The following is an 18239-nucleotide window of genomic DNA, read 5'->3' on the forward strand; positions in this document are numbered from 1 at the left end:
TAAACAAAGTCCCAGAAATTATCAGTGCTGGACGAGTTTTTTGAATTTCTGTACCTACGGATGGGTCAAATGTTACTATCCAGATGCTTCCCATTCGGTAATCGCTATGTTTTGCCATTCACTTTCCCAACCTAATTCTAATTCATCAACCAAAGCGCAAGCTGCGGCTAGTGCTTCATCTTGTTGTTTTTCTTGCCATTGTTTCAAGAGATTTTCAATCAATGCACTACGGTTTTCAACTTTTTGGTCAATGTAATTTAGTAGTTCATCTGGCAATGAAATTGAGATTTTAGCCATATCCTACCCACAGTCATACTATAAGTAGTATAGCCTAGTTTGATATTTTTAGTCTATTAGTTTATGAATCTAGGATTTGATTTAGTTCGGGTGATAATTCTCCGGTGAGATTAATATTTCCAGGTGTATCTGTGATGGTTTTATTGTATTCTCTTATTTACACGATCGCTCCTCTCGCCGAAGGCATCGCTGTAAGAATCGCTCCTCTCGCCGAAAGGATCGCTGCGCTCACCGAAGGAATCGCTACCCTGGCCGTAAGCATCGCTGCGATACCTACAGACAGCGCAACGTCGTACACATCGCTCGTGATGGTTGGGTGAGATGATGTGAACAGATACAGGGTTTTTGGGTTGTAATTTAGGGTTATTAATATTGTTGGGTTTCCTAGCATCAACCCAACATACAAATACTGTCCAATTTATTAAATAATTGGATTTTTCCATTGCACTTTGTTTCCTGCCATCCGCCAAAACCTTTGAACTTCTTTTTCTAAACCTTGTGAACCATAATCATCCCATCCATCTGTAAATCTAGATATTCCTGATGTGTATCCAGGTGCGCCATCAAAAGTAATTTCCTTATATTTATCCAGAGTAAAGACGACTTCAAACCAATTCTTGTAAACTGGCCAAACTAGATCAGAGCATTCCAGATAAATAGCCTTTTCTTCATCTACAACTCTTTTCCAACCAATTTGAACTCCATAATATGAGCTATTTTTATGTGTATCCAGAGTCATTCCCACAATTAGACAATCTTCTGTACAACCTGAATTTTCTATTTCATCAGCAATATCTTGTGGAAAATTATAAACAGGCTTAACTTCAACAAAAATAGGAGAATCAAACTTTAGTAAAAAGTCGGGAATCCATCCATCAAAGTCACAAGGCTCGTACTCCCACCCCCATTTTAAGAGATCAAAGAAAGCTGCCCATCTTGCCTCTAATCTAGAACGAAACTGAACATCATTATATTTGGTTGGTATAGGTTTAGTCATAGTTTTTTAGGTTGAATTACACAGTTTCCAATTTATATCACATAAAACTTTGCTTTATTCAAATAATCCCCATCTAAGTAAAAGCTCGATAAATAATACTACCCTAATTCAGAGAAACGCGGATGAACGCTGATAAACGCAGATGGGTTTAGAAATTACGGACAACACGCTTTATCTCTACTTTGGGATTACCAAAATTAATTAATAGACATAGAGTAAGTCCAGAGGCTTTAAGATAATTCATACATTGGGCAAAATGCTTACTATCTAGTGCTGTTACTGCCTTTAACTCTACAATAATAGCATTCTCTACCAACAAATCAGCCCTATAATTACCCACAACTATACCTTCATACCAAACTTCTAGCATTTTTTGTTGCTCAACCAACAAAGAAGTTTTCCGTAACTCATGCACCAAAGCATTTTCATAAACCGCCTCCAAGAAACCAACCCCCAAAGTATTACCAACCTTAAAAGCACACCCAATAATCTGCTCTGTAACCTTATTCAAATCCAATCTGCGTCCATCAGCGTTCATCTGCGTTCCCTCCAATTAAAAAAATCAGCAAATGTACGCAACCCAACGCCAAAACATCCGCGTTAATCTGCGTACATCTGCGTTCTAATTAATGCACCAACTCAATAGCCCGCTTAGTCAACGCTTCCGCAGTCAACCCATTAAAAGCCATCAACTCACCCGCACTTGCGGTAGTTTCCCCACGCTTCCAGGCAAAAGAATCACGTTTAGAATTACTACGTAACATGATCGGTTCTAACATCGCCGCAGCGCCACCTGTCACACCAATTAAGGCATCTCCACCAAACAATTGCTCAAAATCGGCATCACTTAAAAAACCGTTATCTGGTTCAGAACAAGTATCCCAAGCAGTATCATGAGGACGATATAAACGACGAGGATTGATAATAGAAACAATCTTCACACCAATACCTTCAGTTTCTAAAAATGCCGCCGCTTCAAACACAGGAATTAATGTCAAATCGCCAATGACAGCAAATACAACAGTCTTCCCACCAGCAACTTCATGTAATAACACCGCACCATCAATTAAGCCTTTTTCAGTTTGGGCAAAGGTGCTACGAATTGGCAAAGGTGACTTACTAGCAGTAATGACAATGCCCTTATTTTTTGTTTGCAAAGCCCAGTTATAACAGACTTGAATACTGTTAGCATCTGGGGGAAATAATGGGAAGACATTTCCGGTTCTCATCAAAGAAGCAAAATAAGCTTCAATTTCGGGTCTTTGGTGAGTCCAACCGTTGCGTCCTTGTTCTAAAGCCCCGGCTGTAAATAATGTAATTGTCGAAGGTGTTTGACGGCGTAATTCTGCCATTGCTTGGGTGACAGTTTGCCAAATTGGTAAACCATTGATCGCAAAAGATTCATAGGAACACCACAAAGTTCTCGCCCCCATTAAGGATAAACCAGCCGCTAATCCTGCACAAGCATCTTCGCTCAAAGGTTCATAAACTTGACCACCTGGGGCTTGATGATAGGTATCATCTGTGGTGGGGTGATTGATTTTTAATGCTTCATTAATATTACCAATTCCTGAAGCGGCGTTACCATCGGCGTTAGTCACAAGGAAATTTTTATCCTTATTTCCTACTACTCCCACCAACTTACCCATCACAGTTGTAGCAACTTGAGGAACTGCCCCCACTTTATATTCTTCTAATGGTAATTTACCTAAATCTGCTAAGGGTAATTCAAATTCTGTAACTACAGTTTTAGCCGCCGGTCCACCTCCTGCACGTTCGGCATTGGTGCGGACTGTTTGCCATGCTTCTACAGATAAAGCCCGATTTTTTAAAGCTGTAATGATGTGGGGTGCATCCAATGTATCTTTAGGATAAAGGTTGTGTGATTTTGCCCCTAAATCATGAACCCCTGCACCTTTGAGTTGTTTGATAATAAATACCGTCAATTTTCCGCTAAGTGCTGAACGTGCGGCTTTATCCATTCCTACTAATACCGCTTTGGTAAATTCTAGGCGGTTGGCAAAAGAAAAAGCGGTACTATCAACATACTCACCGGCTTGATTTTGGTCGTCAAAATCTTTGGCATTTACTAACACAACTTCGGCAAAACCGTTACCTTGCCAATATGCAATCATCTCTTCGTTGGTTTTTAGAGATACCATGCTGTGGTGTTCTTGGCTGTAACCGTTCCACACTAACACGGGTAAGAAGTTGGTAGCGGTGGGGTAAGCGGTGTTGAAATGCGCCATTGAACTCATGATATAGGGTTCACCCAGTCCCCCGTCTCCCAAGGTGAAGGGGAAGAGTTTATCACGGTGCAAGAGTGCTGCGGCCATGGCGAAATGTTGTCCTTGTCCCAGGGGTCCAGCAGGTGCGAGAATACCGGGAATGTAGCCGGAAAGGTGTCCTAATAATCCATGCTTTTCTCGAAAGCGATCGCGCAATTGTTGTACATTAACAATACCCATATCCTCCAACGACCTGTCTAAGAACATGGCACTATAAAAACCAGGAGCATGGTGTCCCACTTCCGTGATAATGTTTTTATGTCCCAGCATGACCAAAGCTGCATAAGCTTCCGCTTGGCTGGCAAAACCGCCGGGATGGCCAGAAGCCTTACTAGCTGTGATTTGTAGAGTTAAATAACGTAAAGCATCTGCCCCTAGTAAAGTCTGATATACTGCTTGAGGATCGGTTACAGAGGCGATCGCGCTCTTGCCCGATTCTATCACCGGAGTAACACCATAAGTTTCAAAATCTGGTAACGCTTCCCCAAAATATTGAATCCCTTCACAAAAATTGGGAACTGTGGAAGCTGCCTTTGGCGTAATTGCTGTCATGCTGAATACCTTATAAAATCTGGATAAACTGTAGATGCTGGTTTTATTTAACAAAAATTTTACATCTTTCAGGTTGTAACAGTTTATTGCTTTTTTGCAAGTTCACGATAAATAGATTAAATAGGACTTGGGAAAAAGTCTTTTGTTTAGGGCTAGTAGTCTGTCAATCCAAAAATGACGGGTAAAGGCAAGCAGGGGGAGAAGAGGGGCAGGGGGAGTAGGGGAGGGAAAACAGAAGTTTTTTCCTATTATTACCCGTCAAAATAAATTTGACAGACTACTAGGAGTCAGGAGTCAGGAGGAAGAATAGTTATTTCAGAAATCAACACCCAACCATCCTTTTGGCAGAATCAGGTTAGAGTTACTATATAATTTGCAAAAACACCAGCAAGTTAATCAAGAACCAGGAAATCAGCAAATAATTATGCAGTTACCATCATTCTATCCCCAGTATAGAGCGATCGCTATCCGCTTAAATTCTTGTCATTCTAGATTCTGATTCATTTAATTATAAAAATCCATGTTAAAAGGTTCAATTTTACAAAAGCTGGAAATAGCCCACCGGTCAACTACCAGACCAATTCATTTTGGTGTGTATTTTAAAAATACTTTAGTCGCCTTGTGTCACGCCTTAGAAGATCATATCTTGGGCAGTGAGGGGACACCCTTAGTAATTACCGCTTTTCAGCAGGGTAAATGGTATCTGCAAGAAGCCGACCGCTATGCTGATATTGCCCAGTGCAGTCGGGAAATTGTGATTATGGCGGCCGCTAACTCTGGTTTTGCAGAACATCCTACCAGCGAATTACCCAATGTCAATTTAGTCGGTTTAGAGGCAAATGATCCGGTGGCTGAAGAGTGGCACTTGATTATTTTGTCTTCTGAATACACAGCAATGGTAATTTGTCAAGAATTATCCGCAGATGATTATGGAAGTGGTGGATTACCAACATCCGATTTAGAGCGTAAATTTTACGGATTGTGGACATTTGAACCTGAATTGGTGCAAGAAACGGCAGAAATAGCGATCGCTCACATTGAAAAATATAACCCAGAACTAGCCCACAAACTCAATAGTCATAAACAAAACATTAAAACCAGCATTGCTACACCAGAAGAACTCAGTGCAGTAGTTTCTCGCGTAGTTGATTACCTGCAAACCGGGCAAGAAAAATTAACCATACCCCAACAAACCCTAGATCGCAACTTGGTTTCTAACGAAATTCAGGCATTTTTGCGAATGGCGCAATTAATGGATCTAGCAGATATCAACAACCCCATGGCCGCCGCCGAAGTAGTAGCAATTTGCGAAACAATGGCGCAGTTATTAGATTTACCCGCATGGCAAATCAAAAGATTACGTCTTGCCGCCTTGCTGCATCGCATAGATCCCCTACAAAAGGCTGAAAGCGCCCTCACCCCCGGCTCATCTCACCGTTATCAAGAAGATGCCCCCAGTTGTCCCCTCACCTGTCCCCTAGTACCAGGGGCCCAAGTATTACGCACAATGTCACGACTGAGAGCGATCGCTCAAATTATCACCCACCAAACCGAATGGTGGAACGGTACAGGAGAACCAGCCGGTCTAATTGGAGACGAAATACCCCTAGAATCTAGAATTTTAGCCTTAGCAGCAAATTTTCAGTGGCAAGTCAATCAGCAAAAATACTTAAATCAACCAGGCGAAGAAATATTTTCTCAAGCCTTAGATCATTGTCAACAACAACAATCTACCCGTTTTGACCCTAAACTTGTAGATACCCTAGCTTTGTTAGTCATGGGTTTACAACAGGGACTCGATTTTCCCTTGATGAAACCCAAAATTAGCAGTGCTATGTGGTTACTTGATCCTCGATGGGACACCCACACCAAAAGTAGTGAAGAGATTAAAAGTTACCTCCAATGAATATTGAAACCATTAGATTAGGAAAACTCAAACAACTTCCAGGGGCAAATTTAGAAGACGAGGAACTCTCCGAACTAGATTTAAGCCGGATTAATTTAGCCGGTGCTAACTTAGTTGGTGTTAACTTCTTTGCTTCCAAACTCGAAGGTGGACATTTTGAAGGTGCAAACTTGATGGGTGCTAACCTTCAACAAACCGACTTGCGTGCTAACCTGATGGGAGCAAACTTAATGCAAGCTGATTTAACAGGTGCTGATTTACGCGGTAGCAACTTGCGTGGGGCAAACTTGATGGGTGCAACACTCAGCGACACATCATTAGCAGGTGCTTTTTTAAGTGGTGCTAATTTAATCAATGTAAACCTCCAAGGTGCAGACCTACGGGGTGCTGATTTACGGGGTGTAAACTTGTCAGGGGCAAACCTCAAAGGCGCTGATTTAAGTCGTGCCGATTTACAAGGTGCGATATTAACCCAAGCTAATTTAGAAGAAGTAGATTTAAGGGCAGCCAATTTAACAGGGGCAAATTTGATGGGTGCAAATTTACTCTGTGCTGAGTTAGAAGCCACGAAATTGACTGGTGTGAGTTTGTTCCAGGCGTGTTTAGTCGGTACGATATTGGAGGCAGATTCTCAATTTAAATAGTTTAATTTTACCTTTTTTCTCCTATTACCCATGAATAATATATCAAGTCGTTGGCAAGAATGGCTGACTGTATTCGCCTATTTAGGGCTTACAGTCTTTGTTATCTGGCGTGTATTTGCCACACCAAATAAGTAGTAGTCCAAAATAAATTATCTAGTTATGGCTGGGAACTTTTAACAAACTTGAAAGTCTTTTTCTGTCTAGGTTTTATCATTTGTTGATGTCCTAATCACCTTGACGCTTGCTATAAGTCTTCTCTACGAAACCTGAAATTGTCAGAAACTAAACCGACAGGATAGGCTGAAAATTTTAAATTTTGTACTTTATTTTTCGCTGCTAGTTGTTCTGATTTAAGTTTTTCATTAAAAACTATGACTACTTGATATTCACCTGCGGGAATATCTGGAGGTAATTCCACTGTATTTTGTCCATTGGGAGTAACATTCAGAACTGTTTCTATTGTTTTCATTTCTTTAGCCATTATTTTTGGAATTGGTCAAATAATCACTTTCTTAGATTCCCTAATACTCAATACCTGGTTGGGCTTTAACCCCTTTATCTCGAAAAGGATGTTTAATTAAAGTCATTTCCGTGACTAAATCAGCCTTTTCAATTAACTCTGGTGGTGCGCCTCTACCTGTCAAAATTACGTGCTTATCTGGTGGTTTTTGGGCTAAACCAGCTAATACTTCCTCAATTTGCAAATAATTTAGTTTCAGCGCGATATTAATTTCATCTAATAAAACCAGTTTAAAATCTGGGTTGAGGATGTATTCTAAAGATTTAGCCCAAGCAGCAGAGGCTTTTTCTAAATCGCGATCGCGATCTTGTGTTTCCCAAGTAAAACCTTCACCCATAGCATGAAACTCTAACTGATCTCCCCAATGACTAAAAGCCATCTTTTCCGCCGGTTCCCATGCACCCTTGATAAATTGGACGATCGCTACTTTATATCCATGACCTAGCGACCTTAATACCATCCCCAAAGCCGCCGTAGTTTTACCCTTGCCATTCCCAGTATTCACAATAATTAACCCTTTTTCTGGTACAGCTTTTGCTATCCTTTGATCCTGTACCTCTTTCCGGCGCTGCATCTTTTTTCGGTATTGTTCATCGCTTAAAGCTGATGACATCACCTCATCAATCAACCGTTCTATCTCTTTATCTGAATCTAATTCTTTTGGTGTATCGTTTTCCATTAACCTTTTTTATGAGTTTCACAAAATATCTTTTTATCAAAAAGAATAAGTAGTCGGAGAAAATTAAATTCATTCGTTGAGAGAGGGAACAGGGAACAGGGAACAGGGAACAGAAAAGTCAGTTGTGTAATTAATTCTGTCTCATTACTTACAGGAGTCAGAAGTCAGAATGAATTATGTATGACTGGCGGATGTATAATTGGGTTGAAGACCCCACAAAATCATAGATTTAGCGGTCAATAAGAAAGTGGTAAGCATGAATCCCCCACTAATTTATTCTGACTCCTGGCTACTGACTCCTTCTTCAATTATTTTAATCCAATCAGAAAATAGAATTAATATTATGGACTTAATTTCTATTTTACCACAACACCAACTATTTACACAAAAATGAGCAAAAACATTGAAGTTGTTCAAGGTGATATTACAACTCTACAAGTCGAGGCGATCGTTAACGCTGCTAACAATTTCTTACTCGGTGGCGGTGGTGTTGATGGTGCTATTCACCAAGCAGCCGGCACAGGACTACTCGAAGAATGTCGCCGATTAAATGGTTGCGCCACGGGTAAAGCAAAAATTACCAAAGGCTACCAACTCCCGGCTAAATGGGTAATTCACACAGTTGGCCCGGTGTGGAAACATGGAACCCACGGTGAAGATCAGCTATTAGCTAGTTGTTATCGTCATAGTTTAGCCTTGGCTGAACAACATCAAATTAAATCTATTGCTTTTCCAGGAATTAGTACAGGGGTTTATAATTTTCCGGTAGTGCGTGCTGCTTATATTGCTGTGACGGAAGTTAATCGGTTTTTACAAAGCCATGAATTACCAGAAGAAGTAATATTTGTCTGTTTCAATCAAGAAGCATATCATATATATTTACAAGTTTTGCAAGAACTGGTGGAAAGCTAGATAACATTAGATTCAGGGTATTTACCAAGGGAGTTAGGAAGAATGTCAAAACAGCAAGGTAAAAAAATCGCACCTGTGCCGATGTCAAAGGATATTGGGGTGGTAGATTTAATCAATAATTACTTTACCGCCTACAATTCAGCCCGTTTGCGGGAAATCTGCCAGTTATTAACTAATGATGTCCTCCAACCAGGTGTTACAGTGGGGGTGAGTGTGTCCGGGGCGCTGACACCAGCCGGATTTGGCGTTTCTGCCCTTGCACCTTTAATTCGTAACGGTTTTATTGATTGGATGATTAGCACTGGTGCAAATCTTTATCATGATATGCACTATGGGTTGGGTTTTGAATTGTTTGCCGGTAGTCCGTTTTTAGATGATGTCAAACTACGGGAAGAAGGGACAATCAGAATTTATGATATCATTTTTGGATATGATGTTCTGCTAGAAACCGATGCGTTCATCCGCAAAATCCTCCAAGCTGAACCTTTTCAAAAGCGGATGGGAACGGCTGAATTTCATCATTTGCTGGGTAAATATGTCCGGGAAGTGGAGAAGCAATTGGGTGTAAAACATTCTTGTTTATTGGCCACGGCTTATGAGTATGGTGTACCAATCTACACTTCTTCCCCTGGTGATAGTTCAATTGGGATGAATGTGGCAGCTTTGGCGTTAGAAGGCTCAAAATTGGTGTTAGATCCTTCAATTGACGTGAATGAAACAGCAGCGATCGCTTACGGGGCGCGGGAAAATACAGGAAAAAGTGCAGCAGTGATTCTCGGTGGGGGCAGTCCCAAAAACTTTTTACTACAAACACAACCGCAAATCCACGAAGTATTGGGATTGGAAGAACGAGGACATGATTACTTTATTCAGTTCACTGATGCTCGTCCTGATACAGGTGGTTTATCCGGGGCGACTCCTGCGGAGGCTGTAAGTTGGGGTAAAATTGACCCAGACGAGTTACCTAACACCATTGTTTGTTATACAGATAGCACGATCGCTCTGCCCTTGGTGACAGCTTACGTTCTCAATCAGTGCCAATCCCGTCCCCTGAAAAGATTATACGACCAAAGGGAAGCATTGTTAGACACACTACAAAAAGATTATCTCGCTGTTAAAGATCAGCCAAGGGAAAAAAGTGATGTCGAAAAAGCAGCAACCTATCCCTGCGGTACACCAGTGAGAAGTTAAGCTTTTACTAAGTAGGGTTTGCGGAAAAAGTCCGGCGTTGCTGAATTGAGGTATGAAAGTCAAAAATTCCATCTCCCAAACTCTTACTCTCTGCGTCTCTGCGCCTCTGCGTGAAATAAAATCATACTTTCACTCAGCAACACCAAGTCCTTTCGTTAGGGCTAGGACTCAGGAGTCAGGAGTCAGGAGTCAGGAAACAAGCTAGAGACGTTCCAGGGAACGTCTCCCCAAACCTGCTGCTTTTGTAGAGAGAAATTGCCAGGGTGGGAGAGTGTTTGGCGATCGCTCAATGGAAAAATACCTGCATCAAGTCAAAGCGGATTTATAAGCTTGAACTAATAAATCAATGCCTGTAATTGCTGTCCCAACTACCACTGCATTAGCTCCTAAATCTAAGGCTTTACGGGCTTCATGAGGCGAAGAAATACCACCTTCACAAATGACTATAATATTTAGTTGTTCTATGATCTGGGTGAGAAATTCCCAACTAGGAGGAGTGAAATTTCTAGTTTCCGCAGTATAACCAAAAAGAGTTGTTCCCACAATATCAGCACCAGCATTAACCGCCGCCTTTGCTGCTTCAATTGTATCTACATCTGCCATCACTGGCTTACCTAATTCTTGATGAATGAGGGTAATAATATCAGCCACGTTTTCATCATCGGGACGGTATCTTGTAGTTGCATCTATGGCAATAATATCTGCTCCTGCTGCGGCAACAGCGACGGCATGGTGAAACTGTGGTGTAATGTAGACTTCTGACCCTGGTATGACTTGCTTCCATAAACCAATGATTGGAACTTGCACCTTTTCTCGCACCGCTTTGATATGTGCTGGGGTATCAATACGCACGCCGGCCGCACCATTATTCACGGCTGCCTGAGCCATGGCCGCAATTACCATTGGTTCATGGAGTGGTGAATTTACGGGCGCTTGACAGGAAACAATTAATCCTTTGTTTAGGGTGGAAATTAAGTTAGGCATTATGGTGGAAGATGGGGGAATAGATAACAGTGAAAGGCTGCCTGTAGGGGGTAAGATAGGGACTTAAAAAGGGCATTTTTCCTGACTAACTCAGATTTGCATGGGTTGAGCAGGAATCCAGACAGTAAAAATTGAACCGATGCCTACAGTGGATTCTACTTCAATTCGACCCCGATGTAATTCTATAAGTTGTTTAGTTAGGGCTAAACCTAGTCCTGTACCTTCGTAGCGACGGCGATAGGGTGTATCAAGTTGTTGAAACTTTTCAAATAATAGGGGGATTTGTTCTTCTGGAATGCCAATACCAGTATCTTCTATCTGAAAGATGGCTGTATTATCTTCTACCCACAAGCGTAAGGTGACATTACCTGATTCTGGGGTGAATTTGATGGCGTTAGTGAGTAGATTCCAGAGTATTTTTTCTATTCTGCTAGAATCGGCGGTAAAAAGATGATTATTGGGGTTGATTTGCAAGTCGAGTTTCAGGGTGACTTTTTCGCTGGTGGCTTTTTCACTCAGGTATTCTAGGGTATTTTCGGCTATCTTGACTAAGGAAAATTCGCAAATATTTAATACTGCTTTACCAGCCTCAATTTGAGATAACTCTAGGATGTCGTTAATCATTTCTAATAAATGTTCTCCACTGTTGTGGATGGTTTGCAGGTAATCCCGTTGACGGGGACTCAATTCACCCAAAGGCCAGCGCAGTAATGTAGACGACATCCCAATTACATGAGTTAACGGTGTAAGTAATTCATGGCTGATGGTAGCTAAAAACTCACTTCGCAGACGGCTGGCTGCTTCGGCTGCTAGAAGGGCTTCTCGTAGTGCCATTGTTCGTTCTACTACTCTTTGTTCGAGAGTTTGTTTTTCTTGGGTGAGCGATCGCATTAATTCAGTTTGATGAATAGCGATCGCTAATTGTTCCGCTACTGAACTTAATAGTTTCTTTTCACTCTTTGTCCATTCGTGGGGAATATCACACTGATGAGCAATTAATAAACCCCATAGTTTCTCTTCAAATACAATCGGTGCTGCTAATTTAGCCCTGACTTGGCTTTTTCTTAAAAAACCTAACAAACAATCTTCTAAAGTATAGGTCTTTTCTACATCATCTATGGCTAAAATAAACCCTTGGTGATACTTTTTCCAACATTGAGAATTTCGATTCAAACAACTTGTTTCTTGATAATTCAATATACTGGGAATTGCTTCTCTAGCCAGGTCTTCATAAAGAATATATCCCCCTTGTTCTTGGTATTCAACAGGTGTAGATGAGGAATTTAAATTCTTGTTTCTCGTCGGCTCAAATTTATAAATTACTAATCTGTCTAACTCCAAAAATTCCCGTACTTGTGTAATTGCCGTGGACATAATTACAGATAAATCTAGAGTTTGACGGATTTGCGTTGTCACTTGGTTTAACAGTTGCTCCTGGGCAATTTGTTTTTTCAAGGCTGCTTCTACTGGTTGACAAATCAAATTTTCTCCAGCGTCGATACTGGTAGATGGTTTTAATTCTAAATGTGGTAATGTTAGGAAATATTCTAATAACAAAAATGTGAATTGTTCTTGGAGAGTGGTATCATTAGGAGATAGAAGTTGCTGATAGTGTTCTAGAATTTGACAAGTATGATAATTATACTCAAACAATTTTCTTAATTTGCCAATAAAAACAGCGATCGCTTCTGCATTAAATGTTAAATTTACAATCAGTGTTGAATCTGTTTCTAAATCTCTTGGTTCATTTCCCACCAAAAGCGCACTGAATCCTTCAGAAACCAACAACGTAAACCGCAAATTTTCCCATTCTCCAGCTACTCTTACCCTGAGTAACACCGCTTCCGTCATCACCAAAGCAGCACTTTCTAGAGATTGAGCCATCTGCTGTAACGATTCCCCAAGCTGATTAAATATACTTAAAGGTAAAGTTCGAGAAAAGCCCAAATTAGGATAACTAACCATTGTCAAAAATCTGGTGAAATGGGCTAAATGCCTACAGAATAAAACCGCTAAGGATTGAGGATATACTCAAAATGATTAAATAACGAACTTTTTCCAAAATGTTTAATGTTTTGATTTTATAAACACAAATAAATTCCACGCAGGTGGACTAAGGAAAAATCAAGGGTTTGAAACCCACGGAGGTGGGTTTTGTCTGTGTAGCCGCGACTTCTAGTCGCCAGGGCTTCTTGAGTTAACTAATTAAAACGGTAATTTAAAATTATGCATCGTATAAGTGCCACATCTGGCGGTTGGAATCAGTCAGAAAGTCTAATTTTTTTGGAACAAACCCCCGCCCCTATCGTGTTTATTACGGCTGCTGACACTGATATACAGACTTTAGCAGCTACAGCCCCAAAATTACCTGAAAATTTTCCTGCTCTTAGAGTCGCCAATTTGCTGCAATTACAGCAACAAATAACTATAGATACTTATGGTGAACAAGTATTAGAATTTGCTCAGGTAATTATTCTTCGTTTATTGGGAGGAAGTTCTTACTGGGCTTATGGCTTAGAAGTTGTACAGGAAATTGTTCAACGTCAGGGTACAAACTTAATTGTAATGCCTGGTGACGACGCTTTTGATCCAGATTTAATATCGAAATCTTCTGTTTCTTTAACAATTGTAAATCAAGTATGTCGTTATTTTAAGGAAGGTGGTATAGAAAACTTTACAAACGGGTTACTTTTTATCGCTGATAGTTGTTTGTCAACTACGTTTAAACCTCCTGTTCCTCAAACTATCCCTCTTGTTGGCTTGTATAATTATTTGTATGGCAATACAACGCTTCAAGATATTAATCTAAATTTTAAAGAAGATAATACAAAGCTTCTAGATTATCATACAGAAACTAAAGATATTAATTCAGAAAGTCTAATTCCTACTCTTTTGCCTAAAGTCGGTATTCTTTTTTATCGCGCTCACTATCTAGCAGGAAATACAAAAGTTATTGATGCTTTGTGTACAGCTTTAGCAAGAAAAAACTTAGAACCTGTACCTGTGTTTGTATCTTCATTACGCGAACCTGGAGTTAGTGAACAATTAAACAAAATTTTTCAGCCAAAAGATTCAGAAAATATTGAACTTTTGCTTAATACCACCAGCTTTTCTGTAGCGCGATTAGAAACAGAAACACCGCAAATTGAACTTTGGGAAAAATTAGATGTACCAGTTTTGCAAGTGATTTTGAGTGGGGGTTCAGTTGAACAGTGGAAAAATCAAACGGAAGGATTAACTCCCCGTGATATGGCAATAAATGTGGCGTTACCAGAAGTAGACGGACGAATTATTAGCCGTGCAGTGTCATTCAAAACTTTGCAAACGCGAAATGATAAATTAGAAACAGATGTAGTAGTTTATGAACCAGAACAGGATCGGATTGAATTTGTTACTCAACTAGCGGCAAATTGGATCAAATTACGCACCAAACCACAGAAAGAACGCCGCATAGCCATAATTTTAGCAAATTACCCCAATACTAACGGTCGTCTTGCCAATGGCGTAGGATTAGACACCCCAGCTAGTTGTATAGAAATCCTTAAAGCATTAGATTCCACAGGTTATCAAGTAGAAGGTTTCCCTAACAGTGGAGATGAATTAATTCAGCGTTTGATAGAAGGAGTAACTAATGATCCAGAAAGTAAAGATTGGCGACGAGTAGAACAAAGTTTAACGATAGAAGAATATCAAAAATATTTTGAAACCTTACCTACAGAAATACAAACAGCAATTAATGAACGTTGGGGAATAACTAATTCTGATAACTTTCCTATTTCTGGAATCCAACTTGGTAATATTTTTATTGGCATACAACCATCAAGAGGCTATGATTTTGACCCTAGTTTGAATTATCATGCACCAGATTTAGAACCAACCCATGCTTATTTAGGATTTTATTATTGGGTGAGAGAAAACTTTCAAGCAGATGCCATAATTCATCTTGGAAAACATGGAAACTTAGAATGGCTACCGGGTAAAAGTGTAGCTTTATCTAATAAATGTTATCCAGAAATAGCATTAGGAGCAATGCCGCACCTATACCCCTTTATTGTCAACGATCCAGGAGAAGGTTCACAAGCCAAAAGACGGGCGCAAGCTGTAATTATTGATCACCTCACCCCTCCAATGACAAGAGCAGAATTGTATGGAGGATTGCAACAACTAGAAAACCTAACAGATGAATATTATGAAGCTGAGAGTTTAGATCCCACAAGATTACCATTAATCAGAGAACGTATTCAAGAATTAGTAATTAAAGAGAACCTATACAAAGACTTAGGAATCAAAGAACAAAAAGACATAGAGAACTTTGAAACATTAATATTAAACTCCTTAAATGGATACTTATGTGAATTAAAAGAAGCGCAAATTCGGGACGGACTGCATATTTTTGGTAAATGTCCCCAAGGTAGACAACTAAGAGATTTAATAGTAGCGATCGCACGCATTCCCAATCGTCACTCCATAGGCATAACCCGCTTCCTAGCCCAAAACCTAAACCTAGACCTCGACCCCCTCACAACAGACCTCTCCGCGCCTCTGCGCCTCTGCGTGAACCTTCCATCCTGCCGTACCCACGGAGACGCAGTAGAGTATCTAGAAACGCAAGCCGCCCTCTTAGTAGAACAAATCATAGAAGGAAAACAACCCCCCCCCGAACTAGATTGGATCAAATTCAAACTTCTCCCCTCCCTGCAAAAAACCCAAGAAGAAATCACCAACTTATTAAAAGGATTAGATGGTAAATATGTACCCAGTGGGGCATCAGGCGCACCCACCAGAGGAAGACCAGAAGTGCTACCAACCGGGAAAAACTTTTACGCAGTAGATATTCGCGCCATACCCACAGAAACCGCTTGGGATATAGGGAGAAAAGCCGCCGAAACCCTGATAGAAACCTACACCCAAGAAAATGGAGAATATCCAAAAACATTAGGATTATCCGTTTGGGGTACAGCCACCATGAGAACCGGGGGTGATGATATAGCCGAGGCTTTAGCGTTATTAGGAGTCCAACCAGTTTGGGACGGTGCAGCGAGGAGAGTAGTAGATTTTGAAATTTTACCCTTAACGATTTTGGGTCGTCCGCGTGTGGATGTGACATTAAGAATTTCTGGATTTTTTAGGGATGCCTTTCCCAACTTGATAGATTTGTTTTCTCAAGCCGTGACTGCTGTAGCCGCCTTAGATGAACCCCCAGAGCAAAATCCCTTAGCTTTAACAGTTCGTCAAGAGACCGATTTATGGACTCAACAAGGATTACCTTTAGAAATAGCACAAGAGCGATCGCAATACCGGATTTTTGGTTCTCAACCAGGGGCTTATGGTGCCGGACTCCAAGGGTTAATGGCTTCCCAAAATTGGGAAAACGACCAAGATTTAGCCCGCGCTTATACCAATTGGAGTTGTTACAGTTATGGCGGGAAGAAAGAGGCAGGGGGCAGGGGGCAGGGGGCAGGGGGAGAATTGTTTACTTCTACTGAAAAACAATCTACCGCCAATCTTGAAGCTTTCCAGATGCGGTTGTCTCAAATGCAAATCGTGTTGCACAATCAAGATAATCGAGAACATGATTTACTTGACTCCGATGATTACTATCAATTTCAGGGTGGGTTAACGGCTGCGGTGCGTTCTCTTCAGGGAAAAAATCCTCAAACTTATTTTGGTGATAATTCCATTCCTTCCCTTCCAAAAGTCCGTCAACTCCAAACAGAAATTGCGCGGGTGTATCGTTCCCGTGTAGTTAATCCTAAATGGATTGCTGGGGTAATGCGTCACGGTTATAAAGGTGCATTTGAAATGGCTGCAACAGTAGATTTCTTATTCGCCTACGATGCAACCGCCCAATGTGTGGAAGATTATATGTATCAGGGCGTTGTACAAGCCTATTTAGAAGATACAGATGTTTGTGAATTTATTCAAGAAAAAAATCCCTGGGCGTTGCGTGACATAGCCGAAAGATTGTTAGAAGCACATCAACGCGGTTTATGGGAAAATGCGAATATACAAACTCTCGAAAATTTGCGAAATTTAGTACATCAAGCCGAAGCTGCGATCGAAGAAAAATAGTAATTAGGAGTTACGCATTGACAGAACCTATTAAATAAGGAACTTCCAAATAAAAAAACACTCAACCATCTAACGCAAAAAATCTCTCAAACCCTCATTCCTCTGCGTTCTCTGCGCCTCTGCGGTTCGTTAATCCAGATAATTTAAGAAAAAAATATGGAAAGTCTGGCCTATTTACATTTAGCTTGCACATATCAAGGGGAGTCCAGCGAATTGGTATCCTTGGGTGACTTATTCAACCAAGCCCCAGCGCCAAACTGGAAAACCCTTTCCAGCAAAGCTTGGAAGTATATGCTTCCCCTCGCTATTACCCTATCTCTTCTCAACACCGTCAGCAGCGTTTTAGCTTTAGAAAAGCCAGAAAATCTCCCCGAAAAACTCCAATCACCAGTCACTCAAACATATCATTCTTCTGAACAGATTGGCGAACATCTGCAAAAAGCCCTCAAAAAAGCTCCTAGTTTATCGGCTAATTCAACAAATCAGCAAGTTGTGAAAATTAGTTCTGTAACTAACAAACGCAAAAATCCTAAGTTGCTGAGTAAAGGTGATGAAGGTGAAGATGTGCGAGTGTTGCAAGAACGCTTACGGGTAGCTGGTTTTTATTATGGAAACGCCACAGGTATATTTGGACCGATTACAGAAGAATCTGTAAAAAACTTCCAAAAGGCTTATAAATTAAGTGTTGACGGTGTTGTTGGTGCAGCGACATTAGCCAAATTACCACCAGTTGAGGTAAGCAATGGTGCGGATAGTTCGCCAAAAACAGTAAGTAGAGATACTCTAAATTTGGGCGATCGCGGTGAAGCAGTGAGAATTGTCCAAGAACAACTCATGAAGACAGGATATTTAGAAGGTCAAATAACGGGTTATTATGGTTCTCACACAGCCGAAGCAGTTCGTAAATTTCAGAAAAATCAAAAACTGGAAATCAATGGCATTGCTGACCAAAACACCCGGTCTAAGTTACATAGTTTAGCCAAAACTTCCCCCAAAAGTGATTTTAATGTCTTAGAAATCCAAAGAAGACTACAAGAAAGAGGTTTTTATAAAGGTCCCATCAATGGCATGATGGCAACAGATACTAGAAAAGCCATCAAACGCGCTCAAGAATTTTACGGTGTTAGTTTAAGTGACATCAAAAAAGGAGGATTTTAGCGACTTCTAAGAAATAAATTATTAAGATTAACTAACCGC

General features: G+C 40.6%; 17 protein-coding genes. 7 read left to right on the top strand and 10 right to left on the bottom strand.

Features of this window, described 5'->3' with window-relative positions; all coding sequences use genetic code 11:
- The 6 genes from VB711_RS26595 to VB711_RS25055 form a co-directional block, all read right to left on the bottom strand.
- Positions 1-118 (bottom strand): type II toxin-antitoxin system PemK/MazF family toxin (locus VB711_RS26595; RefSeq protein WP_416233619.1); only part of this gene is annotated, 118 nt, incomplete at its 3' end.
- Complete coding sequence (locus VB711_RS25035) at positions 76-297, bottom strand: ribbon-helix-helix domain-containing protein (protein ID WP_017803783.1); 222 nt, start codon at positions 295-297, stop codon at positions 76-78. The genes VB711_RS26595 and VB711_RS25035, both read right to left, overlap by 43 nt.
- A 140-nt stretch (positions 298-437) precedes the next feature.
- Positions 438-740 (bottom strand): hypothetical protein, encoded by a 303-nt coding sequence (locus tag VB711_RS25040; RefSeq protein ID WP_323289146.1) that lies wholly within the window; start codon positions 738-740, stop codon positions 438-440.
- A complete protein-coding gene (locus VB711_RS25045) occupies positions 719-1294 on the bottom strand; it encodes a hypothetical protein (RefSeq protein WP_323289147.1) in 576 nt (191 codons plus the stop codon). Before VB711_RS25045 ends, VB711_RS25040 begins: the two co-directional genes overlap by 22 nt.
- A gap of 148 nt (positions 1295-1442) precedes the next feature.
- Positions 1443-1832, bottom strand: a complete 390-nt coding sequence (locus tag VB711_RS25050; RefSeq protein ID WP_323289148.1) for a GxxExxY protein — start codon at positions 1830-1832, stop codon at positions 1443-1445.
- An 88-nt stretch (positions 1833-1920) separates the two neighbouring features.
- Positions 1921-4134 carry a phosphoketolase gene (locus VB711_RS25055; protein WP_323289149.1) on the bottom strand — a complete coding sequence of 738 codons (2214 nt, stop codon included), beginning with the start codon at positions 4132-4134 and terminating at the stop codon, positions 1921-1923.
- Between the two features lie 373 nt (positions 4135-4507).
- Here VB711_RS25055 and VB711_RS25060 point away from each other — a divergent pair, with 373 nt between their 5' ends.
- From VB711_RS25060 to VB711_RS25070, 3 genes are read left to right on the top strand one after another with little or no spacing between them, the layout of a single operon-like run.
- Positions 4508-4633, top strand: a complete 126-nt coding sequence (locus tag VB711_RS25060; protein WP_323289150.1) for a hypothetical protein — start codon at positions 4508-4510, stop codon at positions 4631-4633.
- 21 nt (positions 4634-4654) lie between these two features.
- Complete coding sequence (locus tag VB711_RS25065) at positions 4655-6040, top strand: DICT sensory domain-containing protein (RefSeq protein WP_323289151.1); 1386 nt, start codon at positions 4655-4657, stop codon at positions 6038-6040.
- Entirely contained in the window at positions 6037-6684 is a 648-nt protein-coding gene (locus tag VB711_RS25070; RefSeq protein ID WP_323289152.1) for a pentapeptide repeat-containing protein, read from the top strand. The genes VB711_RS25065 and VB711_RS25070 overlap by 4 nt, the downstream gene beginning before the upstream one ends.
- 244 nt (positions 6685-6928) lie before the next feature.
- On the opposite strand, the gene VB711_RS25075 is transcribed toward VB711_RS25070, so the two are convergent.
- Together VB711_RS25075 and cobO are read right to left on the bottom strand one after the other, a co-directional pair.
- Positions 6929-7153: a hypothetical protein gene (locus VB711_RS25075; protein ID WP_323289153.1), complete on the bottom strand. Its 225-nt coding sequence runs from the start codon at positions 7151-7153 to the stop codon at positions 6929-6931.
- A gap of 52 nt (positions 7154-7205) precedes the next feature.
- Positions 7206-7883, bottom strand: a complete 678-nt coding sequence (gene cobO, locus VB711_RS25080) for a cob(I)yrinic acid a,c-diamide adenosyltransferase (protein ID WP_323289154.1) — start codon at positions 7881-7883, stop codon at positions 7206-7208.
- A gap of 390 nt (positions 7884-8273) precedes the next feature.
- On the opposite strand from cobO, the gene VB711_RS25085 reads away from it, so the two are divergent.
- The gene (locus VB711_RS25085; protein WP_323289155.1) at positions 8274-8795 is read left to right on the top strand and encodes an O-acetyl-ADP-ribose deacetylase; all 522 of its coding nucleotides are present in this window, start codon (positions 8274-8276) and stop codon (positions 8793-8795) included.
- A 42-nt stretch (positions 8796-8837) separates the two neighbouring features.
- Positions 8838-9986 (top strand): homospermidine biosynthesis protein, encoded by a 1149-nt coding sequence (locus tag VB711_RS25090; protein WP_323289156.1) that lies wholly within the window; start codon positions 8838-8840, stop codon positions 9984-9986.
- A gap of 306 nt (positions 9987-10292) precedes the next feature.
- Here VB711_RS25090 and VB711_RS25095 read toward each other — a convergent pair whose 3' ends face one another.
- Both VB711_RS25095 and VB711_RS25100 read right to left on the bottom strand, forming a co-directional pair.
- On the bottom strand, positions 10293-10970 hold the full coding sequence (locus tag VB711_RS25095; protein WP_323289157.1) for an N-acetylmannosamine-6-phosphate 2-epimerase: 678 nt from the start codon (positions 10968-10970) through the stop codon (positions 10293-10295).
- A gap of 90 nt (positions 10971-11060) precedes the next feature.
- Positions 11061-12935: a GAF domain-containing sensor histidine kinase gene (locus tag VB711_RS25100; protein WP_323289158.1), complete on the bottom strand. Its 1875-nt coding sequence runs from the start codon at positions 12933-12935 to the stop codon at positions 11061-11063.
- A gap of 261 nt (positions 12936-13196) precedes the next feature.
- Here VB711_RS25100 and cobN point away from each other — a divergent pair, with 261 nt between their 5' ends.
- On the top strand, positions 13197-17042 hold the full coding sequence (cobN, locus tag VB711_RS25105) for a cobaltochelatase subunit CobN (protein WP_323289159.1): 3846 nt from the start codon (positions 13197-13199) through the stop codon (positions 17040-17042).
- A gap of 156 nt (positions 17043-17198) precedes the next feature.
- Positions 17199-18200 carry a peptidoglycan-binding protein gene (locus VB711_RS25110; RefSeq protein ID WP_323289160.1) on the top strand — a complete coding sequence of 334 codons (1002 nt, stop codon included), beginning with the start codon at positions 17199-17201 and terminating at the stop codon, positions 18198-18200.
- The last annotated feature ends 39 nt before the right edge of the window (positions 18201-18239 follow it).

The sequence above is a fragment of the Cronbergia sp. UHCC 0137 genome, from assembly GCF_034932285.1.
In the GTDB taxonomy this organism is placed as follows: Bacteria; Cyanobacteriota; Cyanobacteriia; order Cyanobacteriales; family Nostocaceae; genus Cronbergia.